This is a genomic window from Arthrobacter sp. NPDC057009 (genome assembly GCF_042673905.1).
In the GTDB taxonomy this organism is placed as follows: Bacteria; Actinomycetota; Actinomycetes; order Actinomycetales; family Micrococcaceae; genus Arthrobacter.
This window is the reverse complement of record NZ_JBHUSB010000005.1, coordinates 1-24,860: the sequence shown is the minus strand read 5'-3', so window position 1 is coordinate 24,860 and position 24,860 is coordinate 1. Positions and strand designations below refer to the sequence as shown.

Annotated in this window: 20 protein-coding genes and 1 riboswitch; of the genes, 5 read left to right on the top strand and 15 right to left on the bottom strand. The window is 65.5% G+C overall.

What is annotated here, in order from left to right; all coding sequences use genetic code 11:
- Positions 1-40: 40 nt before the first annotated feature.
- The 5 genes from glyA to ACFTR6_RS06875 form a co-directional block, all read right to left on the bottom strand.
- Positions 41-1,375, bottom strand: a complete 1,335-nt coding sequence (gene glyA / locus ACFTR6_RS06895; protein ID WP_076798755.1) for a serine hydroxymethyltransferase — start codon at positions 1,373-1,375, stop codon at positions 41-43.
- On the bottom strand, positions 1,372-1,755 hold the full coding sequence (gcvH, locus tag ACFTR6_RS06890; RefSeq protein WP_076798756.1) for a glycine cleavage system protein GcvH: 384 nt from the start codon (positions 1,753-1,755) through the stop codon (positions 1,372-1,374). The genes glyA and gcvH overlap by 4 nt, the downstream gene beginning before the upstream one ends.
- A gap of 666 nt (positions 1,756-2,421) precedes the next feature.
- Complete coding sequence (gene gcvT / locus ACFTR6_RS06885; protein WP_377957342.1) at positions 2,422-3,570, bottom strand: glycine cleavage system aminomethyltransferase GcvT; 1,149 nt, start codon at positions 3,568-3,570, stop codon at positions 2,422-2,424.
- Positions 3,571-3,636: 66 nt separating this feature from the next.
- Positions 3,637-6,504 (bottom strand): aminomethyl-transferring glycine dehydrogenase, encoded by a 2,868-nt coding sequence (gene gcvP / locus ACFTR6_RS06880; RefSeq protein WP_377957341.1) that lies wholly within the window; start codon positions 6,502-6,504, stop codon positions 3,637-3,639.
- A gap of 186 nt (positions 6,505-6,690) precedes the next feature.
- Positions 6,691-6,789, bottom strand: a riboswitch (glycine riboswitch).
- A 220-nt stretch (positions 6,790-7,009) separates the two neighbouring features.
- Positions 7,010-7,549, bottom strand: a complete 540-nt coding sequence (locus ACFTR6_RS06875; RefSeq protein WP_076803542.1) for a TetR/AcrR family transcriptional regulator — start codon at positions 7,547-7,549, stop codon at positions 7,010-7,012.
- Positions 7,550-7,617: 68 nt separating this feature from the next.
- Between ACFTR6_RS06875 and ACFTR6_RS06870 the strand changes: the two genes are divergently transcribed.
- Complete coding sequence (locus ACFTR6_RS06870; protein ID WP_377957340.1) at positions 7,618-9,174, top strand: MFS transporter; 1,557 nt, start codon at positions 7,618-7,620, stop codon at positions 9,172-9,174.
- 137 nt (positions 9,175-9,311) lie between these two features.
- Here ACFTR6_RS06870 and ACFTR6_RS06865 read toward each other — a convergent pair whose 3' ends face one another.
- Complete coding sequence (locus ACFTR6_RS06865; RefSeq protein WP_076798760.1) at positions 9,312-9,791, bottom strand: Dps family protein; 480 nt, start codon at positions 9,789-9,791, stop codon at positions 9,312-9,314.
- 245 nt (positions 9,792-10,036) lie between these two features.
- Here ACFTR6_RS06865 and ACFTR6_RS06860 point away from each other — a divergent pair, with 245 nt between their 5' ends.
- Genes ACFTR6_RS06860 through ACFTR6_RS06850 form a run of 3 tightly spaced genes read left to right on the top strand, consistent with a single transcriptional unit; the run spans position 10,037 to position 13,680 of the window.
- The gene (locus tag ACFTR6_RS06860) at positions 10,037-11,083 is read left to right on the top strand and encodes a nitrilase-related carbon-nitrogen hydrolase (protein WP_377957339.1); all 1,047 of its coding nucleotides are present in this window, start codon (positions 10,037-10,039) and stop codon (positions 11,081-11,083) included.
- A gap of 11 nt (positions 11,084-11,094) precedes the next feature.
- Positions 11,095-12,105 (top strand): agmatine/peptidylarginine deiminase, encoded by a 1,011-nt coding sequence (locus ACFTR6_RS06855; protein WP_377957484.1) that lies wholly within the window; start codon positions 11,095-11,097, stop codon positions 12,103-12,105.
- Positions 12,106-12,117: 12 nt separating this feature from the next.
- On the top strand, positions 12,118-13,680 hold the full coding sequence (locus ACFTR6_RS06850) for an APC family permease (protein WP_377957338.1): 1,563 nt from the start codon (positions 12,118-12,120) through the stop codon (positions 13,678-13,680).
- Positions 13,681-13,777: 97 nt separating this feature from the next.
- On the opposite strand, the gene ACFTR6_RS06845 is transcribed toward ACFTR6_RS06850, so the two are convergent.
- Positions 13,778-14,326, bottom strand: a complete 549-nt coding sequence (locus ACFTR6_RS06845; protein ID WP_087872223.1) for a hypothetical protein — start codon at positions 14,324-14,326, stop codon at positions 13,778-13,780.
- Positions 14,327-14,639: 313 nt separating this feature from the next.
- On the bottom strand, positions 14,640-14,942 hold the full coding sequence (locus tag ACFTR6_RS06840; protein ID WP_076798765.1) for a DUF4193 domain-containing protein: 303 nt from the start codon (positions 14,940-14,942) through the stop codon (positions 14,640-14,642).
- 256 nt (positions 14,943-15,198) lie between these two features.
- On the opposite strand from ACFTR6_RS06840, the gene ACFTR6_RS06835 reads away from it, so the two are divergent.
- On the top strand, positions 15,199-15,546 hold the full coding sequence (locus tag ACFTR6_RS06835) for a hypothetical protein (RefSeq protein WP_087872225.1): 348 nt from the start codon (positions 15,199-15,201) through the stop codon (positions 15,544-15,546).
- A 303-nt stretch (positions 15,547-15,849) separates the two neighbouring features.
- Here the strand turns inward: ACFTR6_RS06835 and ACFTR6_RS06830 are convergent, their stop codons facing one another.
- From ACFTR6_RS06830 to ACFTR6_RS06800, 7 genes are all read right to left on the bottom strand, one after another.
- Positions 15,850-16,974 carry a hypothetical protein gene (locus tag ACFTR6_RS06830; RefSeq protein ID WP_377957337.1) on the bottom strand — a complete coding sequence of 375 codons (1,125 nt, stop codon included), beginning with the start codon at positions 16,972-16,974 and terminating at the stop codon, positions 15,850-15,852.
- 174 nt (positions 16,975-17,148) lie between these two features.
- Positions 17,149-18,528 carry an MFS transporter gene (locus ACFTR6_RS06825; RefSeq protein WP_377957336.1) on the bottom strand — a complete coding sequence of 460 codons (1,380 nt, stop codon included), beginning with the start codon at positions 18,526-18,528 and terminating at the stop codon, positions 17,149-17,151.
- Positions 18,529-18,561: 33 nt separating this feature from the next.
- A complete protein-coding gene (locus ACFTR6_RS06820) occupies positions 18,562-19,161 on the bottom strand; it encodes a GntR family transcriptional regulator (protein WP_377957483.1) in 600 nt (199 codons plus the stop codon).
- A 166-nt stretch (positions 19,162-19,327) separates the two neighbouring features.
- On the bottom strand, positions 19,328-20,665 hold the full coding sequence (locus ACFTR6_RS06815) for an MFS transporter (protein WP_076798770.1): 1,338 nt from the start codon (positions 20,663-20,665) through the stop codon (positions 19,328-19,330).
- A gap of 13 nt (positions 20,666-20,678) precedes the next feature.
- Positions 20,679-22,166, bottom strand: a complete 1,488-nt coding sequence (locus tag ACFTR6_RS06810) for an aldehyde dehydrogenase family protein (protein ID WP_377957335.1) — start codon at positions 22,164-22,166, stop codon at positions 20,679-20,681.
- Between the two features lie 4 nt (positions 22,167-22,170).
- Positions 22,171-23,064 (bottom strand): 4-hydroxy-tetrahydrodipicolinate synthase, encoded by an 894-nt coding sequence (gene dapA / locus ACFTR6_RS06805; RefSeq protein WP_076798772.1) that lies wholly within the window; start codon positions 23,062-23,064, stop codon positions 22,171-22,173.
- A 65-nt stretch (positions 23,065-23,129) separates the two neighbouring features.
- Positions 23,130-24,515: a protoporphyrinogen/coproporphyrinogen oxidase gene (locus tag ACFTR6_RS06800; RefSeq protein ID WP_377957334.1), complete on the bottom strand. Its 1,386-nt coding sequence runs from the start codon at positions 24,513-24,515 to the stop codon at positions 23,130-23,132.
- Positions 24,516-24,860: the final 345 nt, after the last annotated feature.

Sequence of the window (24,860 nt, the reverse complement as noted above, 5' to 3'; positions counted from 1 at the left end):
TTCAACCCGCGGTATCTGGACAAAAACTCCACCCTCGGGGTCAGGCGAGGTTTGCGACGCCCGGGTAGAGGGGGTGGGCTTCGGCCAGGGCCTCTACCCGGTTGCGCAGTCCGGAGAGGTCCGCGCCGGCGTCGGCGGTCAGTGCCTCTGCGATGATGTCCGCAACCTCGGCGAAAGCGGCTTCGCCGAAACCGCGGGTGGCCAGGGCCGGGGTGCCGATGCGCAGACCGGAGGTGACCATCGGCGGGCGCGGATCGAACGGCACGGCGTTGCGGTTCACGGTGATGTCGATGGCGGCGAGGCGGTCCTCGGCCTGCTGCCCGTCGAGCTCACAGTTCCGCAGGTCCACCAGGACCAGGTGCACGTCCGTTCCGCCCGAGACCACGGAGATGCCCTTCGCGGTCACATCGGGCTGGACCAGGCGCTCGGCCAGGATCCGGGCACCGGCGAGCACGCGCTCCTGGCGTTCCTTGAACTCCGCGGACGCGGCGATCTTGAAGGCCACGGCCTTGCCTGCGATCACGTGCTCCAGCGGTCCGCCCTGCTGGCCGGGGAAGACTGCCGAGTTGATCTTCTTGGCGACGTCGGCGTCGTTGGTCAGGATGATGCCGCCGCGCGGACCGGCCAGGGTCTTGTGCGTGGTGGACGTGGTGACATGCGCGTGCGGCACCGGGGACGGGTGCAGCCCCGCAGCGACAAGGCCCGCGAAGTGCGCCATGTCCACCATCAGGTAGGCGCCCACGGAATCGGCGATCCGGCGGAACTCGGCGAAGTCCAGCTGCCGGGCGTACGCGGACCAGCCGGCCACGATGAGCTGCGGCTTGTGCTCCTGGGCCAGGCGCTCCACCTCGGCCATGTCGATCCGGTGGTCATCTTCACGGACCTGGTACGGGACCACGTTGTACAGCTTGCCGGAGAAGTTGATGCGCATACCGTGGGTCAGGTGCCCGCCGTGGGCCAGGTTCAGGCCCATGATGGTGTCGCCCGGCTTGATCAGCGCGTGCATCACCGAGGCGTTCGCCTGCGCACCGGAGTGCGGCTGCACGTTCGCGTATTCGGCACCGAACAGGGCCTTGACCCGGTCGATGGCAAGCTGCTCGATCACGTCAACGTGCTCGCAGCCGCCGTAGTAACGCTTGCCCGGGTAGCCCTCGGCGTACTTGTTGGTCAGCACCGAACCCTGCGCCTGCATCACCGCAGCCGCAGTGTGGTTTTCCGACGCAATCATCTCCAGACCGGAGCGCTGGCGGCCAAGTTCGTCGTCGATCTTCACCGCGATCTCCGGATCCAGCTCCGCGAGGTCAGCGTTCAGGCTCGGCGACACAACCTGCTCAAACGCAACTGTTTCTGTGCCTGCGGCACCTGCGCCGCTCACAGCTCGCCGCCGTTCGTGGACGCGTACTCCTCGGCCGACAGCAGCGGCCCCTCGGACTCTGCGGCCACCTTGAACAGCCAGCCGGCCCCGTACGGGTCGCTGTTGATCAGCGCGGGATCGGAAACGACGTCGTCATTGATCTCGACTACCTCACCGGTGACCGGGGCGTACAGGTCAGAGACCGACTTGGTCGACTCCACCTCGCCGCAGGTCTCCCCCGCGGTCACGGCCGAGCCGACCTCGGGCAGGTCAACGTAAACGATGTCGCCGAGGGCGTCAGTGGCCACGGCGGAAATGCCAATGGACACCACATTCCCGTCCCCGCGGGAAACCCATTCATGCTCGGCGGAATACTGCAGTTCAGCGGCAACTTTTGCCATGTGTTTTTTCCTAACTGTTGAAATCTGTTGTCTCGTACAGCGCGTAGCTTGGGTGGCGTGTGGGGGAACTCCTCCGCGCCCGGCTTGCGTGGCTTGGGTGGCGGCTGAGGGAACTCCTCCGCGTGCTGGGCCCACGCCGTCCGGGTTCACGGGCCGAGCTTGCGAGGCTAGGGGGACGGTGGGGAGCACGCTTCCGGAGACCCCTCACCCGCCGTTAGTCAGTTCAGTTCTCGGGGCCAACAGTTTCCCGGAGGAAACTACGGCGGTCCCGTGCTGGGAAAGCCGGGGTGCCGGTTCGCCAAGCTCAACCGCCAATGATCGAGCTTGGCGAGGGCATACCCCACCGGTCGGATTTCGGTAGGGCTCATCCGACGGCGGCCCCTCTCCAGCACCTTTGGCTTGCGAGGAGCGCGACAGCCTCAGCGTGTTCTGTCCCAACTGCTAAACCCGAGCTGAGTTGCCGGCCCCCTTAGGGGCTGGCATCCGGAAGCGTGCTCCCCACCGTCTCCCTAACCTCGCAAGCTCGGCCAGGGAACCCTGACGGCGTGGGCCCATTCGGGAGCGTCACGTCCGCTCAGCGGGCGTCTACGCGACCGAGCACGCGGAGGATGTTAGCCCCGACGGGGCCGGTGCCGGGAACGGCACTAGGGGGCAGGACTGGTTGGGCTACTTTGAGCGCTTGTAGAAAGGCAGTGCGACGACTTCGAACGGCTCCGCCTTGCCCCGCAGGTCGATGTCCAGGGCCGTGCCGGGTTCGGCGTAGGCGACGTCGACGTAGGCCATGGCGACCGGGTAGCCGAGGGTGGGGCTGGGCTGGCCGGAGGTCACTTCACCGACGACGTTGCCGTCCTTGAGGACCGGGTAGTGCCCGCGGCCGGCGCGGCGGCCCAGGCCCTTGAGGCCCACGAGCTTGCGGCCCGTGGTGGAGCCGGCCCCGGCTTCCTTCTTGGCTGCCAGCGCGGCCTTGCCCACGAAGTCGCCTTCCTTGGACAGCGCGACGACGGGGCCGAGGCCGGCGGCGAACGGGTCGCCCTCGAGGGAAAGCTCGTTGCCGTAGAGCGGCATGCCGGCCTCCAGACGGAGCGAATCACGGGAGGCAAGACCGGCAGGCGTCAGCTCACCCTCATCCGCGATGGCGACGATCGACTGCCAGAGGGCGGCGGCGCCGTCGTTCTCCACGAAGATCTCGAAGCCGTCCTCACCGGTGTAACCGGTGCGGGCCAGCAGCAGGTTCCGGCTGGCACCGCCCACCAGGAAGGGGACCTCGACGGCGGCGTAGTACTTCAGCCCGGTGACCAGCTCGTGCTGGGCGGCCGGGACCAGGCGCAGGAGGATTTCCTCGGCCTTGGGACCCTGCACGGCGACCAGCGATGTCTCGGCGGAGACGTCTTCGACAACGGCGTTGAAGCCGGCGCCCCGCTGCGCCAGTGCCTGGGCCACGACCTTGGCGTTGCCGGCGTTCGGGACCACGAGGAACCTGTCGTTGTCCTCAATGTCAGAGGGCCGCCGGTACACGATGAGGTCGTCGATGATGCCGCCGTCCTCGTTGCAGATCAGGGAGTACTTGGCCTTGCCGACGGCCATGGCGGAAATCTTGCCGGCCAGGGCGTAGTCCAGGAAGGCTGCGGCCTCGGGGCCGGTCACCCAGACTTCGCCCATGTGGGAGAGGTCGAAGATGCCGGCCGCATTGCGGACGGCGTGGTGCTCGGCCAGTTCGGAGCCGTACTTCAGGGGCATCTGCCAGCCGCCGAAGTCGGTGAAGGAGGCGCCAAGCTTCTTGTGCTCCTCGTAAAGGGCGGTGTAGTTCTCAGTCATTGAGGAATCCTTTGGGTGCCGGTGGGCAGGCCGAAGTACGGCTTCGGCCTGCCCACCATGGGAGCTTTAGTTTTCGAACGCTGCTGTGTTGTCCTCGAACGCTTCGAGAGGTGGGCAGGAGCAGACCAGGTTGCGGTCACCCGCTGCGCCGTCGATGCGGCCCACCGGCGGGAAGTACTTGTCCTGCTTGTGCGTGTGCCCGGGGAAGACGGCCTGCTCGCGCGGGTAGGCGCGGTCCCAGTCGGAGCTGATCGCGGCGGCCGCGGTGTGCGGTGCGTTGCGCAGCGGCGAGTTCTGGACCGTAAAGTCTCCGTTGGCCACCTGGTCGATCTCGCCGCGGATGGCGATCATGGCCTTGATGAACCGGTCGATTTCGCCCAGGTCCTCGGACTCGGTGGGCTCCACCATCAGCGTTCCCGCCACCGGGAACGCCAGCGTGGGCGCGTGGAAACCGTAGTCGATCAGCCGCTTGGCCACATCCTCGGCGGTGACGCCGGTCTTGGCCGTCAGTTCGCGCAGGTCCAGGATGCACTCGTGCGCCACAAGGCCGCCTTCGCCCGTGTAGAGCACGGGGAAGAAGTCGTTCAGGCTGGCCGCCACGTAGTTGGCTGCGAGCAGCGCAGACTTGGTGGCCTCGGTCAGGCCAGCCCCGCCCATGAGCTTCACGTACGCCCAGGAGATGGGCAGCACGCCCGCGGAGCCGAAGCGCGACGCGGAGATCGGGACGTCGTTGCCCTCCGTCCAGGTCGCCGCGTCGCCCGGCATGAACGGGGCGAGGTGGGCCTTGGCTGCGACGGGGCCGACGCCCGGTCCGCCGCCGCCGTGCGGGATGCAGAAGGTCTTGTGCAGGTTCAGGTGCGAGACGTCCCCGCCGAACTTGCCCGGCTGCGCCAGGCCCACCAGCGCGTTGAGGTTCGCGCCGTCCACGTACACCTGACCGCCGGCGGCATGCACGGCGTCGCATACTTCGCGGACATCGCCGTCGTATACCCCGTGCGTGGACGGGTACGTGATCATGATGCAGGAGAGCGCATCCTTGTTGGCCTCGATTTTCGCGTACAGGTCCCCGTGGTCGATCGTGCCGTCGGCGGCAGTGGCCACCACGACCACCTTCATGCCGGCCAGCACGGCCGAGGCCGCGTTGGTGCCGTGCGCGGATGCCGGGATCAGGCAGACGTTGCGCTGCTCATCACCGCGGGAGCGGTGGTACCCGCGGATCGCCAGCAGGCCCGCCAGCTCACCCTGCGACCCGGCGTTGGGCTGGATGGACACCTGGTCGTAGCCGGTGATCTCCGTCAGCTGCCCCTCAAGGTCAGCGATCAGTTCGCGCCAGCCCGCGGTCTGGGAGTCCGGGGCGAACGGGTGGATCGAGGCGAATTCCGGCCAGGAGATGGCCTCCATCTCAGCCGTCGCGTTCAACTTCATGGTGCACGAACCCAGCGGGATCATGGTCCGGTCCAAGGCAAGGTCGCGGTCGGAAAGCTTCCGGATGTAGCGCAGCAGCTGCGTTTCGGAGCGGTGCGTGTTGAACACCGGGTGCTGCAGGTACGCGGAGGAACGTTCGACGGCGGTCTCCAGTGCGAAACCGTCACCCGCCTCCACTGCCGTGGCACCAAAGGCGGCGAGAACGTCAGCGACAATGGCCGGCGTCGTGGTTTCATCCGTGGAGATGCCAACGGTGTCGTCGATGCTGCGGAGGTTGATGCCCTTCTGCTCGGCGGCGGCGACGATGGCGGCCGCCTTGCCCGGGACGGAGACCGTCACGGTGTCGAAGAAGCTGGTGTGGAGGACGTCCAGCCCGGCAGCCTTGAGCGACGCGGCGAGAGTCCTGGCGTGGCCGTGGGCGGTTTCGGCGATTGCCTTCAGACCCTCCGGTCCGTGGTACACGGCGTACATCGAGGCCACAATAGCCAGCAGCGCCTGCGCGGTGCAGATGTTGGAGGTAGCCTTCTCGCGGCGGATGTGCTGCTCGCGGGTCTGCAGGGCAAGCCGGTACGCGGGAGTTCCGGCGTTGTCCTTGGAAACGCCGACGATGCGGCCGGGAAGGGTGCGCTCCATGCCCGTGCGGACGGCGATGTAGGCGGCGTGCGGTCCGCCATAGAACAGCGGCACACCGAAGCGCTGGGCTGTGCCGACGGCGATATCGGCGCCCTGCTCGCCGGGAGGCGTGATGAGGGTCAGGGCCAGCAGGTCGGCGGCCACGGTCACCAGCGCGCCGCGCTCCTTGGCGGCGGCAATCACGCCCGAGTGGTCAAAGACCCGGCCCGAAACGCCGGGCTGCTGGAGCACGACACCGTTGATCTCGCCGTCGGGCAGCCCCTGGGCGAGGTCCGCGACCTCCACCTCGAAGCCGAGTGCCTCGGCACGGCCCTTCACGATCGCGATGGTCTGCGGCAGGCAGTCCGCGTCCAGGACGGTCTTGCCCTCGTTCTTCTTGTTGGCCCGGCGCATCAGCAGCACGGCCTCGGCCACGGCCGTGGCTTCGTCCAGCAGGGAAGCGTTGGCGATGGGCAGCCCGGTCAGGTCCTGGACCATGGTCTGGAAGTTCAGCAGCGCCTCGAGCCGGCCCTGGGAGATCTCCGGCTGGTACGGGGTGTACGCGGTGTACCAGGCGGGGGCCTCGAGGATGTTGCGGCGGATCACCGGCGGCGTCACGGTGTCGTAGTAACCCTGCCCGATCATCTGCACGGCAGTCTTGTTCTTCGCCGCGAGCTTCCGGAGTTCGGCGAGAGCTTCCACTTCGCTCAGCGCCGGGGCGAGCGCCAGCGGGGAGTCCTGGCGGATGTCGTTGGGCACTGCCGTATCAACCAGCGCGTCGACGGTGTCGTAGCCGACGGCCTTGAGCATGGCTTCGACGTCGGCCTGGCGGCGGGCGCCGATATGCCGGTCGACGAAGGACGAGGAGGCTGAACTAACGGTCAAAAGGAACTCCATGACTAAGGCGGCGCAGGGTACGCCACATTGATTCGGGTTCCTCCCCGCTCTGTATTGGACCTGAGAGATTCCGCGTTGCTGCGCCTTCGCACAGCCCCGCTTGCACCGTCGGTGAGCACAGCACGCCCTGAACCGTCCGCGCGGAGCGGAGCATTTCAGGGGCAGCCTGCTGCTCTCCAGAGTTGCCTTGCCGCGGCGGTACGTGGGCCTGAGAGATTCCTGGGGAGGTTTTGCTCCTACGGCGCCTGCTTGTACCTACTTGCAGGACTCTCCCGCCGCAGATCAAAGGCTTTATTAAGTTGGGCGGTGACAGCTGCCACCGAGCCTATTCTCCTACTCCGGGTTCGCGTCCGCAAACCGTGTCGGCGCAGGGTGAGGCATGACGGCCGGCCCCAGAACGAAAACGCCGGAAGGCCTCCCGTTCGCTGGAAATTTCCGGCGGCTTCGATGCGTTCCGACGGGTTCGCGTCCACAAACCGTGGCGGCAGCCCGGCCGCAAGCCGGCCTACCCCCGCAGCCGGTCAAGGGCGGCAAGGAGGCTTTCGACGTCCGCAGCCGTCTCGGACGGGGTCGCGGCGGGGCCAATGGACAGCATGGCGTTGAAGTAGAGCCCGTCACCCATGTACAAAACAGCCTTGGCCAGGCCCGGTCCGACATCGCGTGCGATCTCATCAAGCCACCGCTGCTGGATGTGGGCGAACCGGCGCCGCGTTTCCTCGTGGGCCACTTCGGCGAGCCGGGTGGCAGCCACGATGGCGCGGTCCAGCGGCGTATCGGCCCAGACCGATGACTTGATGAAGTAGGCGGCAGCACCCTCGGGAGCCGCTGCCATGGCCTGGGCATCCGCCTCGGCGAACTCATCCAGCCGGTCCAGCAGGACGCCGATCAGCGCCTCCTTGTTCGGAAAGTGGTACAGGAGCCCGCCCTTGGAGACGCCGGCGCGGGCGGCCACGGCGTCAAGTGTGGCAGCGCGCTCCCCCACCTCAATCAGGAGGGATTCGAAGGCATCGAGGACTGCGCCGCGCGCGACCGGTTTTCTGGGCATGGATTCCATCATGCCCGGTTCCGGCAAACAGGGTGATAACTATACCGTCCGGACGGTATAGTTATTTCATGACGATCCACTCGACCCTTAGCCCGAGGCTCACCGGCGGCAACGCGGCTGCACACAAGAGCCGCGACTGGTTCGCCCTGGCCCTGCTCATGTTCCCGGTCCTCCTGGTGGCCGTGGACAATACGGCACTGACGTTTGCCCTTCCCGCCATCGCGCGCAGCTTGGATCCCTCAGGCGTGGAGCTTTTGTGGGTGGTGGACGCCTACGCGCTGGTCCTTGCCGGGCTCCTTGTGGCAATGGGCAGCCTTGGCGACAAGATCGGACGCCGCCGCCTGCTCCTGGTCGGCATCTCGGGCTTTGCGGCCGTGTCCGCAGCGTCTGCGTTCGCACCGAGTGCCGAATGGCTCATCGCCGGCCGCGCAGCACTCGGGTTCTTCGGCGCGATGCTCATGCCGTCCACGCTGTCCCTGATCCGCAACATCTTCCAGGAACCGGGCAGGCGGAGGCTGGCCGTTGCCATCTGGGCGGCATGCTTCTCCGGGGGTGCAGCGCTGGGGCCGATCTTTGGCGGCTGGCTGGTGGAGCATTTCTGGTGGGGCGCAGTCCTGCTGGTGGCCGTGCCGATCATGCTGCCGCCGCTGGTCCTGGGCCGCTTCCTCATCCCCGAATCCAAGGATCCGAAGCCGGGACGGGTGGATGCCCCCAGCGTGGTGCTGTCGATGCTGACCATGGTGCCGGTGGTCTACGGCATCAAGGAACTGGCAACCCACGGCCCCGGCCTGGCCCCCTTCGCCGTCATGGCCTTCGGCATGGCCATGGGCTTCCTCTTCGTCCGACGCCAGCAGGCCCTGGCATCGCCACTGCTGGACCTGTCCCTGTTCGGGAACCCCGTGTTTAGCACGGCGATCACGGCAAACATCCTGTCGCTGTTCTCCTACAACGGCTTCATCCTGTTCCTGGCACAGCACCTGCAGCTGCTCGAAGGCATGTCACCATCGGAGTCCGGCACCGCCATGGTGCCCGCGCTTACGGCCATGGTGCTGGCGGGCCTGCTGGTGGTTCCGCTGGTGAGGAAGGTACGGCCCGGCTTTGTGGTGGCCGCGGGACTGGCGCTGAGCGCCACCGGCTACTGCCTGGTCACGTTCGGAAATCACGACGGCGGCCCCGCCACGCTGCTGGCCGCCCTCCTTCTCCTGGCCGTGGGTGTGGGAGCAGCCGAGACCATCTCGAACGACCTGATCCTGGGAGCAGCGCCGGCAGCGAAGTCCGGCGCAGCGGCAGCGATCTCCGAGACGGGCTACGAAGTGGGCTCACTCCTCGGCACGGCGGTGCTGGGATCCATCCTGACCGCGTCCTACCAGCAGCACCTCGCCCTGCCGGCAGTCATTGCGGAGACGGTCCCTGCAGCGGCGGCGGACAAGGCCGGGGAAACACTGGCCGGCGCGATGGAGCTCGCCGGATCGCTGCCGGCACCGCTGGCCGAGGCGCTGACGGCAGCAGCCCGGGCGTCCTTTGGCTCCGGCGTCCATATCACTGCGGCGATTGGGCTGGTACTGATGGCTGCCGCGTCGGTGCTGGCCGCCGTCGTACTTAGCCGCATCCCGCGCGCAAAGTAGCGGGCACCGCGAGAAGTAGTCGGGACCGCGCGAAGTAACGGGCACAAAGAAGTAGCGGACACAGAATCGGGCGGCCCCGGAGGAATCCCCCCAGGGCCGCCCATGACAACCGGCGCGGGCAATAACTGCCCGCGCGGCTACTTGCTGTCAGGCTGCGTGACGCTGGCCGTCGCCTTCATGTTCTCGGCGGCGGTCATCCACGCGAACTGCTCGAGCTTTTCGATGAAGGTGTGCAGCAGGTCTGCGGTGGTGGGGTCTTCCTCATCCACCTCGTCATGGACCTTGCGCATGGTGCCCACGGCCGCTTCCAGCGCGGCCACAATGCGGTCGATCGCATCCTTGGTGTTGATGAGCCCCTCCGGGAACTGGGGAAGGTTCGTCGACTTGGCCACGGTGGTGCTGCGTCCGTCCGGCAGGGCATGCAGGGCGCGCATCCGTTCGGCCATGTCGTCGGCAAAGAGCCGGGCGGCGGTGACGATTTCATCCAGCTGGAGGTGCAGATCCCGGAAGTTGGTTCCAACGATGTTCCAGTGCGCCTGCTTGCCCTGGATGTGCAGTTCGATCAGGTCCGTCAGGACGGCCTGCATGTTGTTGGTCAGTGTCGGTGAAGCCTTCATGAATCCTCCTCGAATGGTCCAGTGCTTTCGACGCTACCGCAGGCGCTCCAGCACGGGGAGCAGCGGAGTGCGAATTTCACGATCAGCTTACTTACTAATTTTCCGGGCACCAACTTCCGGTCGCGAGCGGGCAGGGTCATAAATGATCGGCATTCAAATAACCCTTGCCACGCCACGGACGCACGTGCATACTAAATGAACGTCATTCATTTAGTGACGGTCGTCTCACTGGAGTAATCATCATCATGATCGAAATAACCTGCCCCAACGCGCCTGCTTCGCTCGCCCGGACAGCGCCGTCCGGACGTCCTTCCTTGAGGGTGGGCGTCGTACAGCACCGCTGGCACAGCAGCGCCGCCGCACTCCGTGCAGAGCTCAACGACGGCATCGACCGTGCCGCCCGGCTGGGTGCCACCATGGTGTTCCTGCCCGAGCTCACCCTCTCCCGCTACCCCGCCGACCAGGTTCCGGAGAACGACCTGGCGCTGCAGGGGCAGCACCGCCCCCGCCCCTCCGACGCCGCCGAGGACCTGCTGACCGGCCCCACCTTCCGCTTCGCGGCCGAGGCCGCCCGCCGGAACGGCATCAGTGTGCACGCCTCGCTCTACCAGCGGGCCGCCAACCCGGACGGCTCCGACGACGGGCTGGGCCTGAACACCTCCATCCTGGTCTCGCCGTCCGGCGAACTCCTGGCCCGCACCCACAAGCTGCACATCCCGGTGACCGCCGGATACTACGAGGACAAGTTCTTCCGCCAGGGTCCCGCCGCGGAGGATGCCTACCAGGTTCATGCCCCGGCTGAACTCGGCGGTGCCCGGCTGGGCATGCCCACCTGCTGGGACGAGTGGTTCCCCGAGCTGGCGCGCATGTACTCACTCGGCGGCGCCGAACTGCTCGTCTACCCGACGGCGATCGGTTCCGAGCCGCTGTTCCCGGACTTTGACACCCAGCCGCTCTGGCAGCAGGTCATCGTGGGCAACGGCATCGCCAACGGCCTGTTCATGGTGGTCCCGAACCGCTGGGGCCAGGAGGGCAGCCTGAACTTCTATGGCTCCTCCTTCATCTCGGATCCCTACGGCCGCGTCCTGGTCCAGGCACCCCGGAACGAGTCGGCGGTCCTCGTGGCCGACCTCGACCTCGACCAGCGCAAGGACTGGCTGACGCTCTTCCCGTTCCTCACCACCCGCCGCCCGGACACCTATGCCCGGCTCACCGAGCCGGTCCGCCCCGGGGAGCCGTTCGGCACGCCTAATGCCCCGGCCGAGCTCGTCGAGGCCGGAGTGCAGGCGTGAGCACGTGGCGCATGCCGGCTGAAACGGCTCGCCAGGAGCGGCTCTGGATGGCCTTCCCCACCGGGGGCTACACCCTCGGGGACACCGCGGAGGCGGCGCATGCCGCCCGCTCCGTCTGGGCCGCCGTCGCGAACGCCGCCGTCGAGTTTGAACCGGTCACCATGGTGGTGGACCCGTCCGACGTCGGCACCGCCGCCCTCTACCTCTCCCCCGCCGTCGAGGTGCTGACGGCGGAACTCAACGACGCGTGGATGCGCGACATCGGCCCCACGTTTGTCCTGGACGGAAACGGGTCCGTGGGTGCTGTGGACTGGGTCTTCAACGGCTGGGGCGCACAGGACTGGGCGAGGTGGGACAAGGACTCACTGGTCGCCGCCGAGGTGGCCGGCCGGTCGGGCGCCCGGCACCTGGTCTCCGAGCTGGTCAACGAGGGCGGCGGAATCCAGGTGGACGGCGAAGGAACCGTGCTGGTCACCGAAACGGTGCAGCTGGATCCGGGCCGCAATCCCGGACTCAGCAAGGCCGACGTCGAGGCTGAACTGGCCAGGACCATCGGCGCCACCAAGGTGATCTGGCTGCCGCGCGGACTCACCCGGGATTCCCAGCGGTTCGGAACGCGCGGGCATGTGGACATCGTGGCCGCCATCCCGTCCCCGGGCACCCTGCTGGTCCATTCCCAGCAGAATCCTGCCCACCCGGACTATGAGGTGAGCCGCGGGATCATCAGCTTCCTGTCCTCCACGACCGACGCCGCCGGCCGGGAATGGAACATCATCGAAGTCCCGGCGCCCGTTGCCCTGACGGACCCGGAGGGCTTCGTGGACTACAGCTACATCAACCACGTTGTGGTCAACGGCGGAATCATCGCCTGCACGTTCTCCGACCCCAACGACGAAAAGGCGCTCCGCATCCTCGCGGACGCCTATCCCGGACGCAAAGTTGTGGGCATCGATGCCCGCGAACTTTTCGCCCGCGGCGGGGGGATCCACTGCATCACCCAGCAGCAGCCCGCTGCCATCTAGAAAGGGCCACTCATGAGCCAAACCACGCGTGAAAGCATCCAGCCGGGCGGGAAGAGCGCTTCCCCGGCCGGCGACGCAGCACACGGCATCACCCGGAAGGGCCTGAAGGGCGGGCAGCTGGGCCTGCTCGCCGTCGTCGTCCTGGGCATTTCCACGATCGCTCCGGCCTACACGCTGACCAGCGCGCTCGGTCCCACGGTGAACGAGGCGGGACTCCAGCTTCCGGTGATCTTCCTCATCGGCTTCATCCCCATGATCCTCGTATCGCTCGCCTACCGGGAGCTGAACGCTGACTCCCCGGACAGCGGCACCACCTTCACGTGGGTGACCAAGGCCTTCGGACCGTGGGTTGGCTGGATGGGCGGCTGGGGCCTGCTGGCCGCCAACATCATTGTGCTGTCCAACCTCGCCGGGGTGGCGGTGGACTTCTTCTACCTGTTCCTGGCACAGCTGACCGGGTCGCCGGAGCTGGCGGACCTTGCCGCCAACAAGCCGCTGAACGTGCTCACGTGCTTTGTGTTCGTGGCCCTGGCTGTATGGGTCAGCTACCGCGGCCTGCACACCACCAAGCTTGTCCAGTACGGGCTGGTGGGCTTCCAGCTGCTCGTGCTGGGCCTCTTCGTGGCCATGGCGTTCGCCAACTGGTCCACGTCCTCCACCGCCATCCCGTTCAGCTGGGACTGGTTCGACGTGACCAAGATCGAGACGTTCGGCCAGATCGCCGCGGGCATCTCACTGTCCATCTTCGTCTACTGGGGCTGGGACGTGTGCCTGACCGTCAACGAGGAAACGGCCAACGGGAAGAAGACCGCCGGCCTCGCCGGCACCCTGACCGCCGTCGTCGTCCTGGGCATCTACCTGCTGGTGACCATCGCCACCATGATGTTCGCCGGCGTGGGCGATACGGGGATCGGCCTGAACAACGAGGAAAACCACGCGAACGTCTTCACCGCCCTGGCCTCGCCCATCATGGGCCCGTTCGCCATCCTGATGTCCCTGGCGGTCCTGTCCAGTTCGGCGGCATCGCTGCAGTCGACGTTCACCTCGCCCTCGCGCAGCCTGCTCGCGATGGCCCACTACGGCGCCCTGCCCCGGCCGTTCAGCCACATGAGCAAGAAGTTTTCGACGCCGGGCTTCGCCACGATCGCGGCCGGCGTGCTGTCCGCCGGGTTCTACGCCGTGATGCATGTGGTGAGCGAGAACGTCCTGAACGACACCATCCTCGCCCTGGGCCTGATGATCTGCTTCTACTACGGACTGACCGCCTTTGCCTGCGCCTGGTACTTCCGCGGCAGCGTCTTCAGCAGCGCCCGCAACTTCGTGCTGCGGCTGCTGTGCCCGCTGCTGGGCGGCATTGGCCTGACGGTGGTCTTCCTGCAGACCGCCATCGACAGCTGGGCGCCTGAGTTCGGCAGCGGTTCGGAGATCTTCGGCGTGGGGCTCGTGTTCGTGCTCGGAGTGGGGATCCTCGCCTTGGGAATCGTCTTCATGCTGGTGATGGCACGGCTGCAGCCCGGCTACTTCCGCGGAGACACCATCCGCAGGGACACCCCGGCGCTGGTGGTTCCCGAGTAGCAGCCTGCTTCATCCTGCAACAGCGGCGGTGCCCCGCCTCCCGGACCATACAGGTCCCGGGAGGCGGGGCACCGCTGTTTTAATGGGCGCGGGCATCTCACCAGTAGTGCGCAACGTCGACGACGAGCCGTGAGCCCGAGCCGGGACCGTCCAGCGTGAACACCCTGAACGGCAGCCGGGCGCGGACGCCCAGGCCAAGGGTGGTATAGCCCTCAAAGCTGCCGGCCCAGGCCACCTGCCGGAACGTGTGGTAGCCGGACACGTTGGTCACCTCGGACCGGTTGGCCGGGATGAACGTGGCCTTGCCGGTGGCGTTGTCATAGGCCGGCGAGTTGATGGTGAGCTGCAGGAAGGCGCCGCCGCGGAGCTTGACTGGCAGGCCGGACCCTTCCTGGGCAACTTGGGAAACGTAGCGGATGTTGTAGCCTTTGGCCTTGCCCCTGAGATCGATCACCAGGCGCTCGAAGCAACGGTGCTGGCCAGTGCGGACATTAGTGACGGCTGCCGTGCTCATGGTCTGGTCTGCCTTCGCCAGCGAGCCCCACACCTGCCCGCAGTAGGAGGCTGCCGAGGCAGAGCCCGGAGCCAACAGGCCCAGTCCAACAGCCAGCAGAATGACTGTGAACCAGGCGGGGATTTTTTTCATTTGGCCACCCCTTTCGAGTGAGCGATTGGATAGCTCCAGCGTAGGAGCGCCAAAAGCCCTAAACGAGGGATGTGGCCGGTTCGGGGCGCAACCGTTAATCTCGCAAAAAGCGGGTCACGGGGACGTAATTGCCGGGGTCTTTTTGAGGGCGTCGAGAGTCGTTTGTGGCCCTTTCTCCATGCTTCCGTTACCGCTCATAACGGGCCCTTTGCGGCCATAATGCGGGTGTGAGGAAAGCAGGACGCAAAATGCGAGGCGCCGGCCTCCCAAATGGGAGCCGGCGCCTCGCATGGCCATGCACAGTCGGGCTGTCTTAGCCTTCGCAGTCGTGGCAGTACTTCATGCCGTTCTTTTCCTTCGCCACCTGGGACCGGTGACGGACCAGGAAGCAGGAGCCGCAGGTGAATTCGTCGGACTGCTCGGGAACGACGATAACCGTCAGTTCCTCGTTGGAAAGATCGGCGCCCGGAAGGTCGATGCCCTCGGCGGTGTCATTCTCGTCGACGTCGATAACGGCGGTCTGGGCACCGCCGCCGCGGGACGCCTGGAGGGCCTCCAAAGATTCGGAGGGAGACTCTTCTTCTGTCTTGCGTGGGGCGTCGTAATCGGTAGCCATAGCGTTGTTCACTTTCGTTGCTGCACAGCGCCATTCAGGCACCTCAGTGAAGCAGTTTAGGTCATAAAGCAGCAACGTCAAGAATAGTGTGGCCAAAGCGACACTAATGGGTCTTTTCCGCCTGTTTCGGGGGCTTGCCGGGGGCTCCGGGCAGTTAAGTCTCAGGGCACTAAGGCACCCGGGCGACCACTGGCGGGCCCGCCGTCGTCGGTCTTAGCCTTGAGCTGTTCCTGGATCTGACCGCCGGAGGCACCACATGGCTACGAAACTGAACCGCAAGGCACTGGAGCATGCACGCAGCCTCGTAAAGAAAGGGAAAGTGGAACGGGATATCCGTGACGACTGGAGCGAGCATGCTCCCTCAACGGATGAGGAGAACTCGTTTATCGACAAGCACGGCTTCGACGAATTCTCGAAGTGGCACCTGGGCATCGACAGCGAGAAATCGGAAGGCACCAAGGGCAGCGTGAGCTTTCCCTTCGGGGATTTCAAGAAGGTCCACCGCTGCGCCATTATTTCCCTGGAGAGCCGGGCGGCGCAGTACGACCATGACGACATCAGCAAGGCCGCCAAGGACCTGCTGGAGGAGATCGACGCCGATTAACGGCTCACTGCCTGGCTCCCTGCCGGGTCTGCTTTGGCCAGCCGCCATGTCACGCTTTGTCCATGCAGGCCGGGCATTAGGGAGCCTTGCCACAAGTAACGGGCTGTGCCTCCTTGCTGGCCTTCAGGGATCCACCAACCTGTGTGCGGGCAGTGGACCCCGGTGACAACGGCACGTCGCGCCGGGCGTAGAGCGTTCATTGCCTCGATGCTTTTCATGTCCATCTCCTTTGATGGTTTTGAGGAGTCAACGGTGGTGGGGCGCCCGCTTGCGTTGGCGCCCCCACCACTGTTCCTGACACTGTTAGAAGGCGCGGCGCAGTACCACTCTGCTTCCTGTCTTGACGAGCATCAGCAAGAGCAGCAGGATGCCGACGTAGCCGTTGATCACGTAGACAACGTTGACCATCTGTGAGAACGGGACGACCAGGCCCACAACGGTTCCGGCCGCTGCGAGGGCGAGAGTCAGGTATTTGAAGCCCGGCTTCTCGTCGGAATAGAAGCGTGAGGATACGGTCCAGAGCAGCGGGACGGCGGTTGTGTAGATGCCGGCAAGGATCATGACGGAAATCCCGGCGGCCAGCAGCGGGCTTACGTCGTTTGCCAGCACGAGCATGGGAATTTCGGTGCCGTTCACGCGGGCGATGTGGGCGAGCAGCCCCAACCCGACGATGATGCACGCCACCGAGAAGACAACTGAACCCACCAAACCGCCAGTGGCAGCTTCTTTGCGGCTGCGTGCCGTCTTGCCCAGTGCGGTGAGGAATGCAGCCAACCAGAGCATGCAGAAACCCACATAGGACAGCCCGGACATGAACCAGTTCGTTGAGGCTTGGGTCAGCTCCAGCCCGGGCAGCAGCGCGTTCCCCTCGGCGATGCCGCCTGGATTCCGGACAATGCCCAGGACGCCGAGCGCGATGGCGATGACGACGATAAGCGGGCCAATCTTGCCGATCACGTCCACCAGGTTCTTCAACCCGAACCACACGGTGAGCCCGACGACCACTGCAAGTCCGATGCCGCCAACAAACTTTGACAATCCGTAATGCTCCTCGAAAACGGCGCCGGCACCCGCAACCATGACCGCAAAGCTCAGGAACACGAAGAGGACCGAGAAGTAGTCAAAGAAGGTGCCCAGGTACTTGCCGCAGTAATAGTGAAAGATTCGTGAGGGCTTATCGAAGCTTTTCGCCTGGCCTACCACGAAGAACTCAATGACGACATACGTCATCAGGGCGAGAACCAGCAGGCCGGTCCCGAACACGCCCCAATACCCGTACGACGTGAAGTACTGGAGGATTTCCTGGCCGGTAGCGAAGCCCGAACCGATGAGGAAGGCGACAATGGCGCCGGCGTACGTAAGGATCCGAGGAATGCTCGTCTTTTGTTGAGTCTCTACGCGCGCCTGGGTTAAGCCAACTTGTGTCATCTACGGGTTCCTCCCGACAGTGGCACGGCCTCATTGCCGTGTCAACAGCTGATATATCAGAACACTAGGAACGGTATGCCACGTGCTGTGATGCAGTCAACATTTTTGGCGGACGGGCCAGAATGTGAAGCAGGCCTCATCACCGCGGTGCTCCATGTGCCTGGCAAGGCACGCTCAGGCGGCTCCGGAAGCGGGTCGAAGTTCGGATGTGCTCTCCCCGCTGGAGTGCATCAGAGGGGCACCTTTGGTTTCTACGGCAAGGAAGAAAGACAGCAGGAGTCCCGCCACGGTCATCAATGCAGCAACCAGCATGGTTGCGCCGATTCCCCTGTCTTCCAGTGCCAGGGGCAGACCGAAGGTGCCAAGAGCAGCCCCGATGCGGCTGGCCGCGGTACTGATTCCCACCGCGCTGGCCCTAACGCTGGTCGGAAAGAGCTCACAGGGATAGGCCCACTCCAAAATGCTCGGACCCCCGGAGAACAAGGCATAGGCGCAGAAACACGCGATGATGACGCCTGCGGGAGCCCATGGAATGATGCCCAGAACTAACAGCGGAACTGACATCAGAGCGAAGCCCCAAATGATGAGCGGGCGCCGGCCCCAGGTGTCGACCAGGCCAAGGGCGGCAAGACAGCCGGCCAGGAACCCCAAATTGATCACCGCGGAGCCGAGGGTCGAGTGGCTGCCTTGGGCTAAACCGAGGGCGGAGAGGATCGTGGGACCGAATGTGTAGATGGCAAAGAGCGGGCCCGCCTGCAGGGCGTAAAAGCCACTGCAGAAAATTAGCCTCCGAAAGTATCTGGGTTGCAGCAGGATGCGCAGTCCCTGTCCGTTTGCGGCCTCGTCTTGCCTTCCCGTGGTATCAATCACCAGGAGCCCGATACCGGGCTGGTCTGCGAGCGCAGCACGGACGGCGCTCTTCGCCTCCTTGGGCCTGCCCTTGTGGAGGAGCCACCGTGCGGATTCAGGCATGCCGAGCCTGAGCGTCAGGACGATGACCCCGAGTACGGCTGAGGAAACGAGCATCCAGCGCCATGACGCCGCACCAAGAATTTCGAACATGGAGTAGCCCACCAGCGACGCGAAGGCAGCACCGATGAACCACCCCGCCTGGAGAAGGCCAAGCGCCCGGCCTCGGCGCCGGCGCGGAAGCCATTCAGCCAGCAGGGCATTGACAATTGGATAGTTGGCGCCGATCGCTATGCCCAGGATGAATCTCGCGGCGATGAGCTGGACTGCATCCTGGACAAAAAACTGCAGCAGGGAGCCTGCCACGAGGACCCAGAGGTCGATGGTGTACATCAACTGACGCCCGATCCTGTCCGCTACCGGCCCGAAGACGAGGGCTCCCAAGAAGATGCCCAGCAGCGCCGAGGCACCAATGAGGCTGGTCTCCAGGGGGCTGGCCCCGAAGTCAGCCGAGATACCGGACATGGCAATTGCGATGATGCCGAGGATGTAGCCGGCCAAAACGGGTCCGCCCAGGCAGGCGGCAACCAGCCGTTTGTGGAACCGTAAGAAGCGTGCTTCATCGATGGCGGCATGGATGTCCATGGAACTCCTTGGGAACGTGACGCTGGATGCCGGCTAGCGGAGCCCGGCCAGGTAGTTGTCGAAGGCACGGACATGCTGATCCATCAGGCTGCGGCTTTGCTCGCTGTCATTTGCCTCGATCCGTTCCAGGATTTCGGCCAGTTCCAGGGTCCGTTCGACGACAGGCGGCTGGCGTTCCAGGAGCAGTGACCAGAGCCGGATGGACAGGTGGGCGTATCGTGTGAGCGTGTCCTCAAGGTGCCGGTTCATGCTCAGGCCATAGATGAGTTTATGCACCGCAAGGTGGAGCCGCATGAGTTCGCTCTGTTCGAGGGAGCGCGTTCTTAGCGACCGCAGGAGTTCCAGATGCTGGTCAAGGGTCTCTGCGTGTCCCGGGTGGTAATGCTCAGCCGCGAGTCCGGCCGCTACTGGTTCGAGGGCATGGCGGATCAGGGAAACCTGGCGGAAGTCACTGGCATCGACGGGGGCGGCGAAAGCCCCTTTGCGCATCTTTGTCACCACGAGGCGGTCGTTTTCGAGTTTGCCCAGGGCCTCGCGGATCGGCGTGCGGCCCATCTGCATGTCCTTGGACAACTGCGATTCGTTGATTGCCTCATTGGGGCGGATATCGAGGGTGATGATTCTGTCGGCAATGACCCTGTAGGCAAGGCTGGCCAGAGATTCGATGACGCAAGCACTCCGTTCCGTATCGGCTTACGCATCAATGTACGTGGTCACACAGGGCAACGCTAAGCCTGCCCCGGAGTGGTTCCGGGGCAGGCTTAGCGTTGGCAAAGTTCCTCTCAGCCGGCGCGCCTTATCAGTGCGCGTATCCGGCGGCTGCTTCAGTGAGCGATTTACCCTTGGTCTCCGGGGCGAGCCACTGGGAAAGAGCGGCTCCGACGAAGGCGACACCAGCGGCCATCAGCATGGTGGGGCCGGGGCCCAGGTTCTCCATCGAGATGGGCAGCAGGAAGGTGCCGATGCCGGCCCCCACCCGGCTGACGGCGGCCGCGAAACCGGTTCCGATCCCCCGGATCTCCGTCGGCAGGACCTCACCCGGATAGACGTTCGTCAGCGTGTTGTAGCCGGCGTTGAAGAACGAGAAGACCAGGAAGAGGATCAGCACGATGATGGCGGGCGCACCGGCCCACAGCCCGATGACCGCCAGGACGACGGCGCACAGCCACTGCGGGGGAACGGTCAGCGCGCGCCGTCCGATCTTTTCAATCAGCAGGAACGTGACCACGACCCCGGCCAGCGCGACGGCTGAAAGCCCGACGCCGCCGGCAAGCCCGCCAGCCAGACCGTACTGGTTCAGGACGCTGTCGGCGAACGTGGCGATCGCGAAATAGGGTGTCACAGCGCAGAACCAGAAACCCGAGATGAACAGCGTGGAGCGCCAGTACTCCTTGGAGAACAACATCCCGAAGCTGCCCTTACGGACATCCTCGTGCTGAAGATCGTCGAGCGCGTCGTCGGGCATGTACCGTGCGGCGAGGGCGCGGGCCTCGTCCTTGCGGCCCACACTCCACAGCCAGCGCGGGGACTCAGGCATGCCGAGCCGGGCGAGGAAGATGGCAACAGCGATGAACGTGCTGGTACCCAGGATGAAGTTCCAGCTCAGATCCGTGTATTCATTGAGCAAATGACCGGTCAGGAACGCGATCATGAAGCCGCCGTACCAGGCGATCCCCATGGCGGCCATCAGCCGGCCGCGCAGATGGGTGGGCGAAAACTCAGCCATCAGGGGCCAGCCCACCGCATACTCCGTGCCGATCGCGATGCCCATCAGCAGCCGCACCACGACCAGCCACACCGGAGAGTCGATGAAGAACTGCATCCCCGATGCGATAGCGAACAGCCCGATGTCGAACATGAAAATCGGCTTGCGGCCAAACTTGTCGGAGGCCCAGCCGCCAATAGGTGAGCCGATCAGGATGCCCACAAGGGCTGCCGCCGCGATCAGGCCCTGCCAAACGGCGGTGAGTTGCAGGTCCTCCGCCATGGTCCCTGACACCGGTCCGATGATGCCAAGGACGTAGCCGTCCAGGACCATGCCGCCGATCAGGACGGTGACCATCCTGATCAGGAAGCGGCGCTTGCTGGCCGCCGAGGTATCGGTGCGATGATCGGCCGGGTTCTTCGTGGATGACATGGTCACTCCTGGCTTAGCCTCGGTTGTACATGACGTGTTTGGTGCGGGAGAAGTCGTCCAGGGCGTAGCTGGAGAGGTCGCGGCCGTAGCCGGATCCCTTGAATCCGCCCCAGGGCATTTCGGTGGCGATGACAAGGTGTGAGTTGACCCAGACCGTGCCGAAGTCCAGCTTCCGCGGGACTGTCAGCGAGCGGGCCGAATCCTTGGTCCACACCGAGGCTGCCAGGCCGTAGATGGTTTCGTTGGCGCGGGTGACGGCTTCCTCGTCCGTGCTGAACGTTTCCACGGACACAACGGGGCCGAAGATCTCGTTGCTGGTGATCGGGGCCTGCGCGGGGACGTTGGTGACCACGGTGGGCTCGATGAAGTAGCCCGGGCCCTCGATGGCGCGTCCGCCGACGGCGATGGTCAGGCCGTCCTTGCGGATGTCGTCGAGTGCGGCGAGGACCCGCTCGTAGTGGGCTTTGGAGATCATGGAGCCGATTTCGGCGTCCGCTGCGCCGGGGGTGCCGACAGTGATTTCGCTGATTTCCCGGACGAGCAGCTCGGTGAACTTGTCTGCCACCGATTCATGGACCAGGACACGGCACGCCGCGCCGCATTCCTGCCCGCCGTTCCAGAACCCGGCACTGCGGACGCCCTTCGCGGCGGCCTCGAGGTCGGCGTCGGCAAAGACGACGACGGGTGCCTTGCCGCCCAGCTCAAGATGCACCCGCTTGACCGAACCGGCAGCTGCGGCGGCCACCTTCTGGCCGCTGCCCACGCTGCCCGTGATGGCCACGAGGTCCACGTCGGGGTGCTCGGAGAGGCGATTGCCCACCACGCGGCCGGGGCCGGTGACGATGTTCAGGACGCCTGCGGGGACTTCGCCGGCGATGAGTTCGGCCAGCTTGAGGGTGGTCAGCGGCGTCTGTTCGGAGGGCTTGAGGACCAGCGTGTTGCCCGCTCCGAGGACCGGGGCGATCTTCCACGCGGCCATCAGCAGCGGGTAGTTCCACGGCGTGATGACACCGACAACGCCGACCGGCTCACGGTGGATCACCGAGGTGTGGTTTTCGGCGTAGTCGTCGGCGCCGAGGGTGCTGTAGGCACGGGCCGCGCCGGCGGAGAACCGGAAGGTGTCGATGGCGCTGGAGATGTCGTCTTCCGCCACCGCCGGGGGTTTGCCGGTGTTGGCGGCTTCAAGGGTTTCGAACAGCTCCCGGTTGGCCTCGATGATGTCCGCGATCTTCAGCAGGACAGTGGCGCGGTCCCGGGGCGTCGTTGCCGCCCAGGCGTCCTTGGCTGCTACGGCGGCTGCTACGGCGGCGTCCACGTCCTCCGCGGTGCCAGCCGGGACCTGCGTCAGGACTTCCTCCGTGGCCGGGTTGACGATGTCCACCGTCGAGGTGGACGTGGAGGGGACGAACTTCCCGCCGATGAACTGGCCGAAGGCGGGAAGGGAAGGCGCCGGCGTCGCGTCCGCCCGGATGACGGTGAACAGTGCAGTTTCTGTCGTCATGGTCTTAACCCACGTTCTGGTAGAGGGCGGACACGGCCTGCTGGACCCGTGCGAGGTCGTCGGCGTTCAGGTCTGCCGTGGGCTGGCGCGGGGAGCCGGCCGGAAGCCCCTGCAGGGTAAGGCCCGCCTTGACGGCCGGGATGAACGGCACGGAGAGGAGGGCGTCGATGACCGGGTAGAGCTTCTTCCACAGCTCCAGGGCGCCGGTGAGATCGCCTTCGGAGATCAGGCGGCTGACGGCGACGATTTCGTCGGGGACAACGTTGGCCGTGCCGGCCATGACGCCGGCCGCGCCTTCGACCAGGGCGCTGTACAGGTAGACGTCCCAGCCGATGAAGGTGCCGATGACGTCCGAGTGGTGGTGGATCAGCTGCAGTGCCTGTTCCCAGTTCGCGCTGGAGTCCTTGATGTACTTGATGTTGTCCACTTCTTCGGCCAGGGCGCGGACCGTGGCCGGGTCCAGGTTGACGCCTGTGACGGCCGGGATGTTGTAGAGCATGACCGGGATGGTGACGGACCGGGCGACGTCCTTGATGTACGTGACGGTCTCCTCCAGGGAGAGCGGTTCGTAGTAGGGGGTGATGAGCATCAGCACGTCCGCGCCGGCCTTCTCGGCGGCCTGCGACAGGCGGATGGCCTCGGCCGTGGAGGTGGCTCCGGTCTGGGCGATGACGGGGACGCGCCCCTTGGCCTGCTCGATGACGGTGTTGATCAGGAGCAGCCGCTCCTCCGAGGACAGGGCACCGACCTCGCCCGTGGAGCCGGCAGCGACGACGCCGTCCACGCCGGCGTCGATGGAGCGGTCAACGATGCGGCGCAGGGTCTCGACGTCGATGGCGCCGTCCTGGGCGAAGGGGGTGGAGAGTGCGGTCAGGACACCGCGAAGGTCGTTGGACATGGAATGGTTCCTCTTCTTAAGTACGGGGGGTGGAAAACGATGGTTGATTCAGGTGCCTGTTGGGTTCAGGCGACGACCGAGAGGCCGGAATGGGGCGGGGCCTGGCGGTGAGTGGCCAGCAGGCTCGCGGCCTCCTGTGCTGCCGAAAAGCCGGTGGTGATGGAGCTTTCGGTGTACAAGGTTCCGAGGTAGTCGCCGGCCAGGAAGACGCGGTCGGTACCGCGCATGAGCGTGGACTGCAGCTTCGCCCGGCCGGGGAAGCAGTAGGGGGAAGCAACCTTCCAGCGGTCCGTCTTGGCCTCGACGACGCTGTCGGCGAACCCGTGGCCGAGGACCTGGTCGAGGTCGGTGAGGTGGGTCTTGATGACTTCCTCGTCGCTCTTGTCCAGCAGGGCCTTTCCGAGGCTGGCCGGCGAGAACGTCATGAAGCTGCCGCCGGGCTTGCGCACGGACTCGGTGCCGCGGACGATGCTCGCCTGGTTCAGCGCGATCGCGAACGAGCGCTTCGGCGCCGCGATGGCGTAAATGTCGTCCCAGGGACGGGCCGAGGTCTCGTTGGTCAGGAAGGCCGTGCTGACGTGCGGGCCGTACTTGATCTGGCCGAGCGCCCCGCGCAGCTCCTCCGGAAGGTCCACGCCGACCCGGTGCGTCACGTCGGCGGTGGTCGCGAGGACGACGGTGCGGGCTTCCACTTCGTGGTCCACGCCGCCCTGGGTGTAACGGACGACGACGGACTCCTTCTTGTGCACGACCTCCTGCACGGCGGCACCGAGCTGGATGCGGTCGCCGAGGGAGGCGGCGATGGATTCGGTCAGGGTGGAGGGGCCACCGACAATGCCCTGGCTGAGCCCCTGGCCGATGCCCAGGACCAGGCTGAAGTAGCCGATGCCTGCGCCGGCGGAAATCTCGTTCATGTCGCCGGCCGAGCGGGTGACCGTGGTCTTGAACAGCGCTGCTGCATCCTCGGAGAGGTTCCCGATGAAGTCCTGGAAGGAGCTCTGGTTCTCGAAATCGTAGATGCGCTGCTGCCGCATTGCGCCGGACTCCCCTGCGCGCTTCCGGACAACGCCGGTGTACTTGGCGACGCCGCTGACAACCTTCATGCCGGCCCGCAGCGTGTCGATGCGCGACGACAGCGACATGGGAATGCGGAACGGGTACGTGGCGATGTGCCCCTTGCGGATGAACTTCCCGTTCATGGACAGGGCCTGCAGCGAACCCGGGATGTTGACGGCGGTCACGCCGACCTCGTTGAGCAGTGCATCGGTGGAGGATCCGGCGCCGGCGAAGACGTGTCCTCCCCAGTTCAGCCAGTAGGCACCGCGGCGCTCCGAGCGGATCCGGCCGCCGACGCGGTTCTCGGACTCCAGGACCACGGTCTCCCAGTGCCGCAGGCGCCATGCTGCCGACAGGCCGGCGAGTCCAGCACCGACGATGACTACATCTTTCATGATTTTGAACCTTCTTACTCAGGGGAACCAGGAGCCTGCCGCCTGGGCGGGAGCATCCGGTGTGGAACGTGTGTGGTAACGGACGCCTGGGCGCTTCTTCGTTGACAGCGCGGGCGGGCTTCACCGGGTTTCCGTAACCGTTGTGTGGTCCAGGAGCGGGGGTGTGCGCCTAGTCACAAATTAAAGATACATCATTGTATGATTAATGCAATAGCTTTCTTGAAGTCTTGCCGAAGTGCTACGGGAGAACCCCCTGCACCCCGGAGTTGGGCAGCCAATGCCCAACGGGCACGTCTGCTGAGCTGCCAACAACGACGCCGGCCGGTCACCTCACAAGGTGACCGC

Excerpts from the sequence above, each read along its gene's own strand:
- gcvH (WP_076798756.1), bottom strand. The coding sequence starts at position 1,755 with ATGGCAAAAGTTGCCGCTGAACTGCAGTATTCCGCCGAGCATGAATGG.
- gcvT (WP_377957342.1), bottom strand. The coding sequence starts at position 3,570 with ATGACTGAGAACTACACCGCCCTTTACGAGGAGCACAAGAAGCTTGGC.
- gcvP (WP_377957341.1), bottom strand. The coding sequence starts at position 6,504 with ATGGAGTTCCTTTTGACCGTTAGTTCAGCCTCCTCGTCCTTCGTCGAC.
- ACFTR6_RS06875 (WP_076803542.1), bottom strand. The coding sequence starts at position 7,549 with ATGCCCAGAAAACCGGTCGCGCGCGGCGCAGTCCTCGATGCCTTCGAA.
- ACFTR6_RS06870 (WP_377957340.1), top strand. The coding sequence starts at position 7,618 with ATGACGATCCACTCGACCCTTAGCCCGAGGCTCACCGGCGGCAACGCG.
- ACFTR6_RS06865 (WP_076798760.1), bottom strand. The coding sequence starts at position 9,791 with ATGAAGGCTTCACCGACACTGACCAACAACATGCAGGCCGTCCTGACG.
- ACFTR6_RS06860 (WP_377957339.1), top strand. The coding sequence starts at position 10,037 with ATGATCGAAATAACCTGCCCCAACGCGCCTGCTTCGCTCGCCCGGACA.
- ACFTR6_RS06855 (WP_377957484.1), top strand. The coding sequence starts at position 11,095 with ATGCCGGCTGAAACGGCTCGCCAGGAGCGGCTCTGGATGGCCTTCCCC.
- ACFTR6_RS06850 (WP_377957338.1), top strand. The coding sequence starts at position 12,118 with ATGAGCCAAACCACGCGTGAAAGCATCCAGCCGGGCGGGAAGAGCGCT.
- ACFTR6_RS06845 (WP_087872223.1), bottom strand. The coding sequence starts at position 14,326 with ATGAAAAAAATCCCCGCCTGGTTCACAGTCATTCTGCTGGCTGTTGGA.
- ACFTR6_RS06840 (WP_076798765.1), bottom strand. The coding sequence starts at position 14,942 with ATGGCTACCGATTACGACGCCCCACGCAAGACAGAAGAAGAGTCTCCC.
- ACFTR6_RS06835 (WP_087872225.1), top strand. The coding sequence starts at position 15,199 with ATGGCTACGAAACTGAACCGCAAGGCACTGGAGCATGCACGCAGCCTC.
- ACFTR6_RS06830 (WP_377957337.1), bottom strand. The coding sequence starts at position 16,974 with ATGACACAAGTTGGCTTAACCCAGGCGCGCGTAGAGACTCAACAAAAG.
- ACFTR6_RS06825 (WP_377957336.1), bottom strand. The coding sequence starts at position 18,528 with ATGGACATCCATGCCGCCATCGATGAAGCACGCTTCTTACGGTTCCAC.
- ACFTR6_RS06815 (WP_076798770.1), bottom strand. The coding sequence starts at position 20,665 with ATGTCATCCACGAAGAACCCGGCCGATCATCGCACCGATACCTCGGCG.
- ACFTR6_RS06810 (WP_377957335.1), bottom strand. The coding sequence starts at position 22,166 with ATGACGACAGAAACTGCACTGTTCACCGTCATCCGGGCGGACGCGACG.
- dapA (WP_076798772.1), bottom strand. The coding sequence starts at position 23,064 with ATGTCCAACGACCTTCGCGGTGTCCTGACCGCACTCTCCACCCCCTTC.
- ACFTR6_RS06800 (WP_377957334.1), bottom strand. The coding sequence starts at position 24,515 with ATGAAAGATGTAGTCATCGTCGGTGCTGGACTCGCCGGCCTGTCGGCA.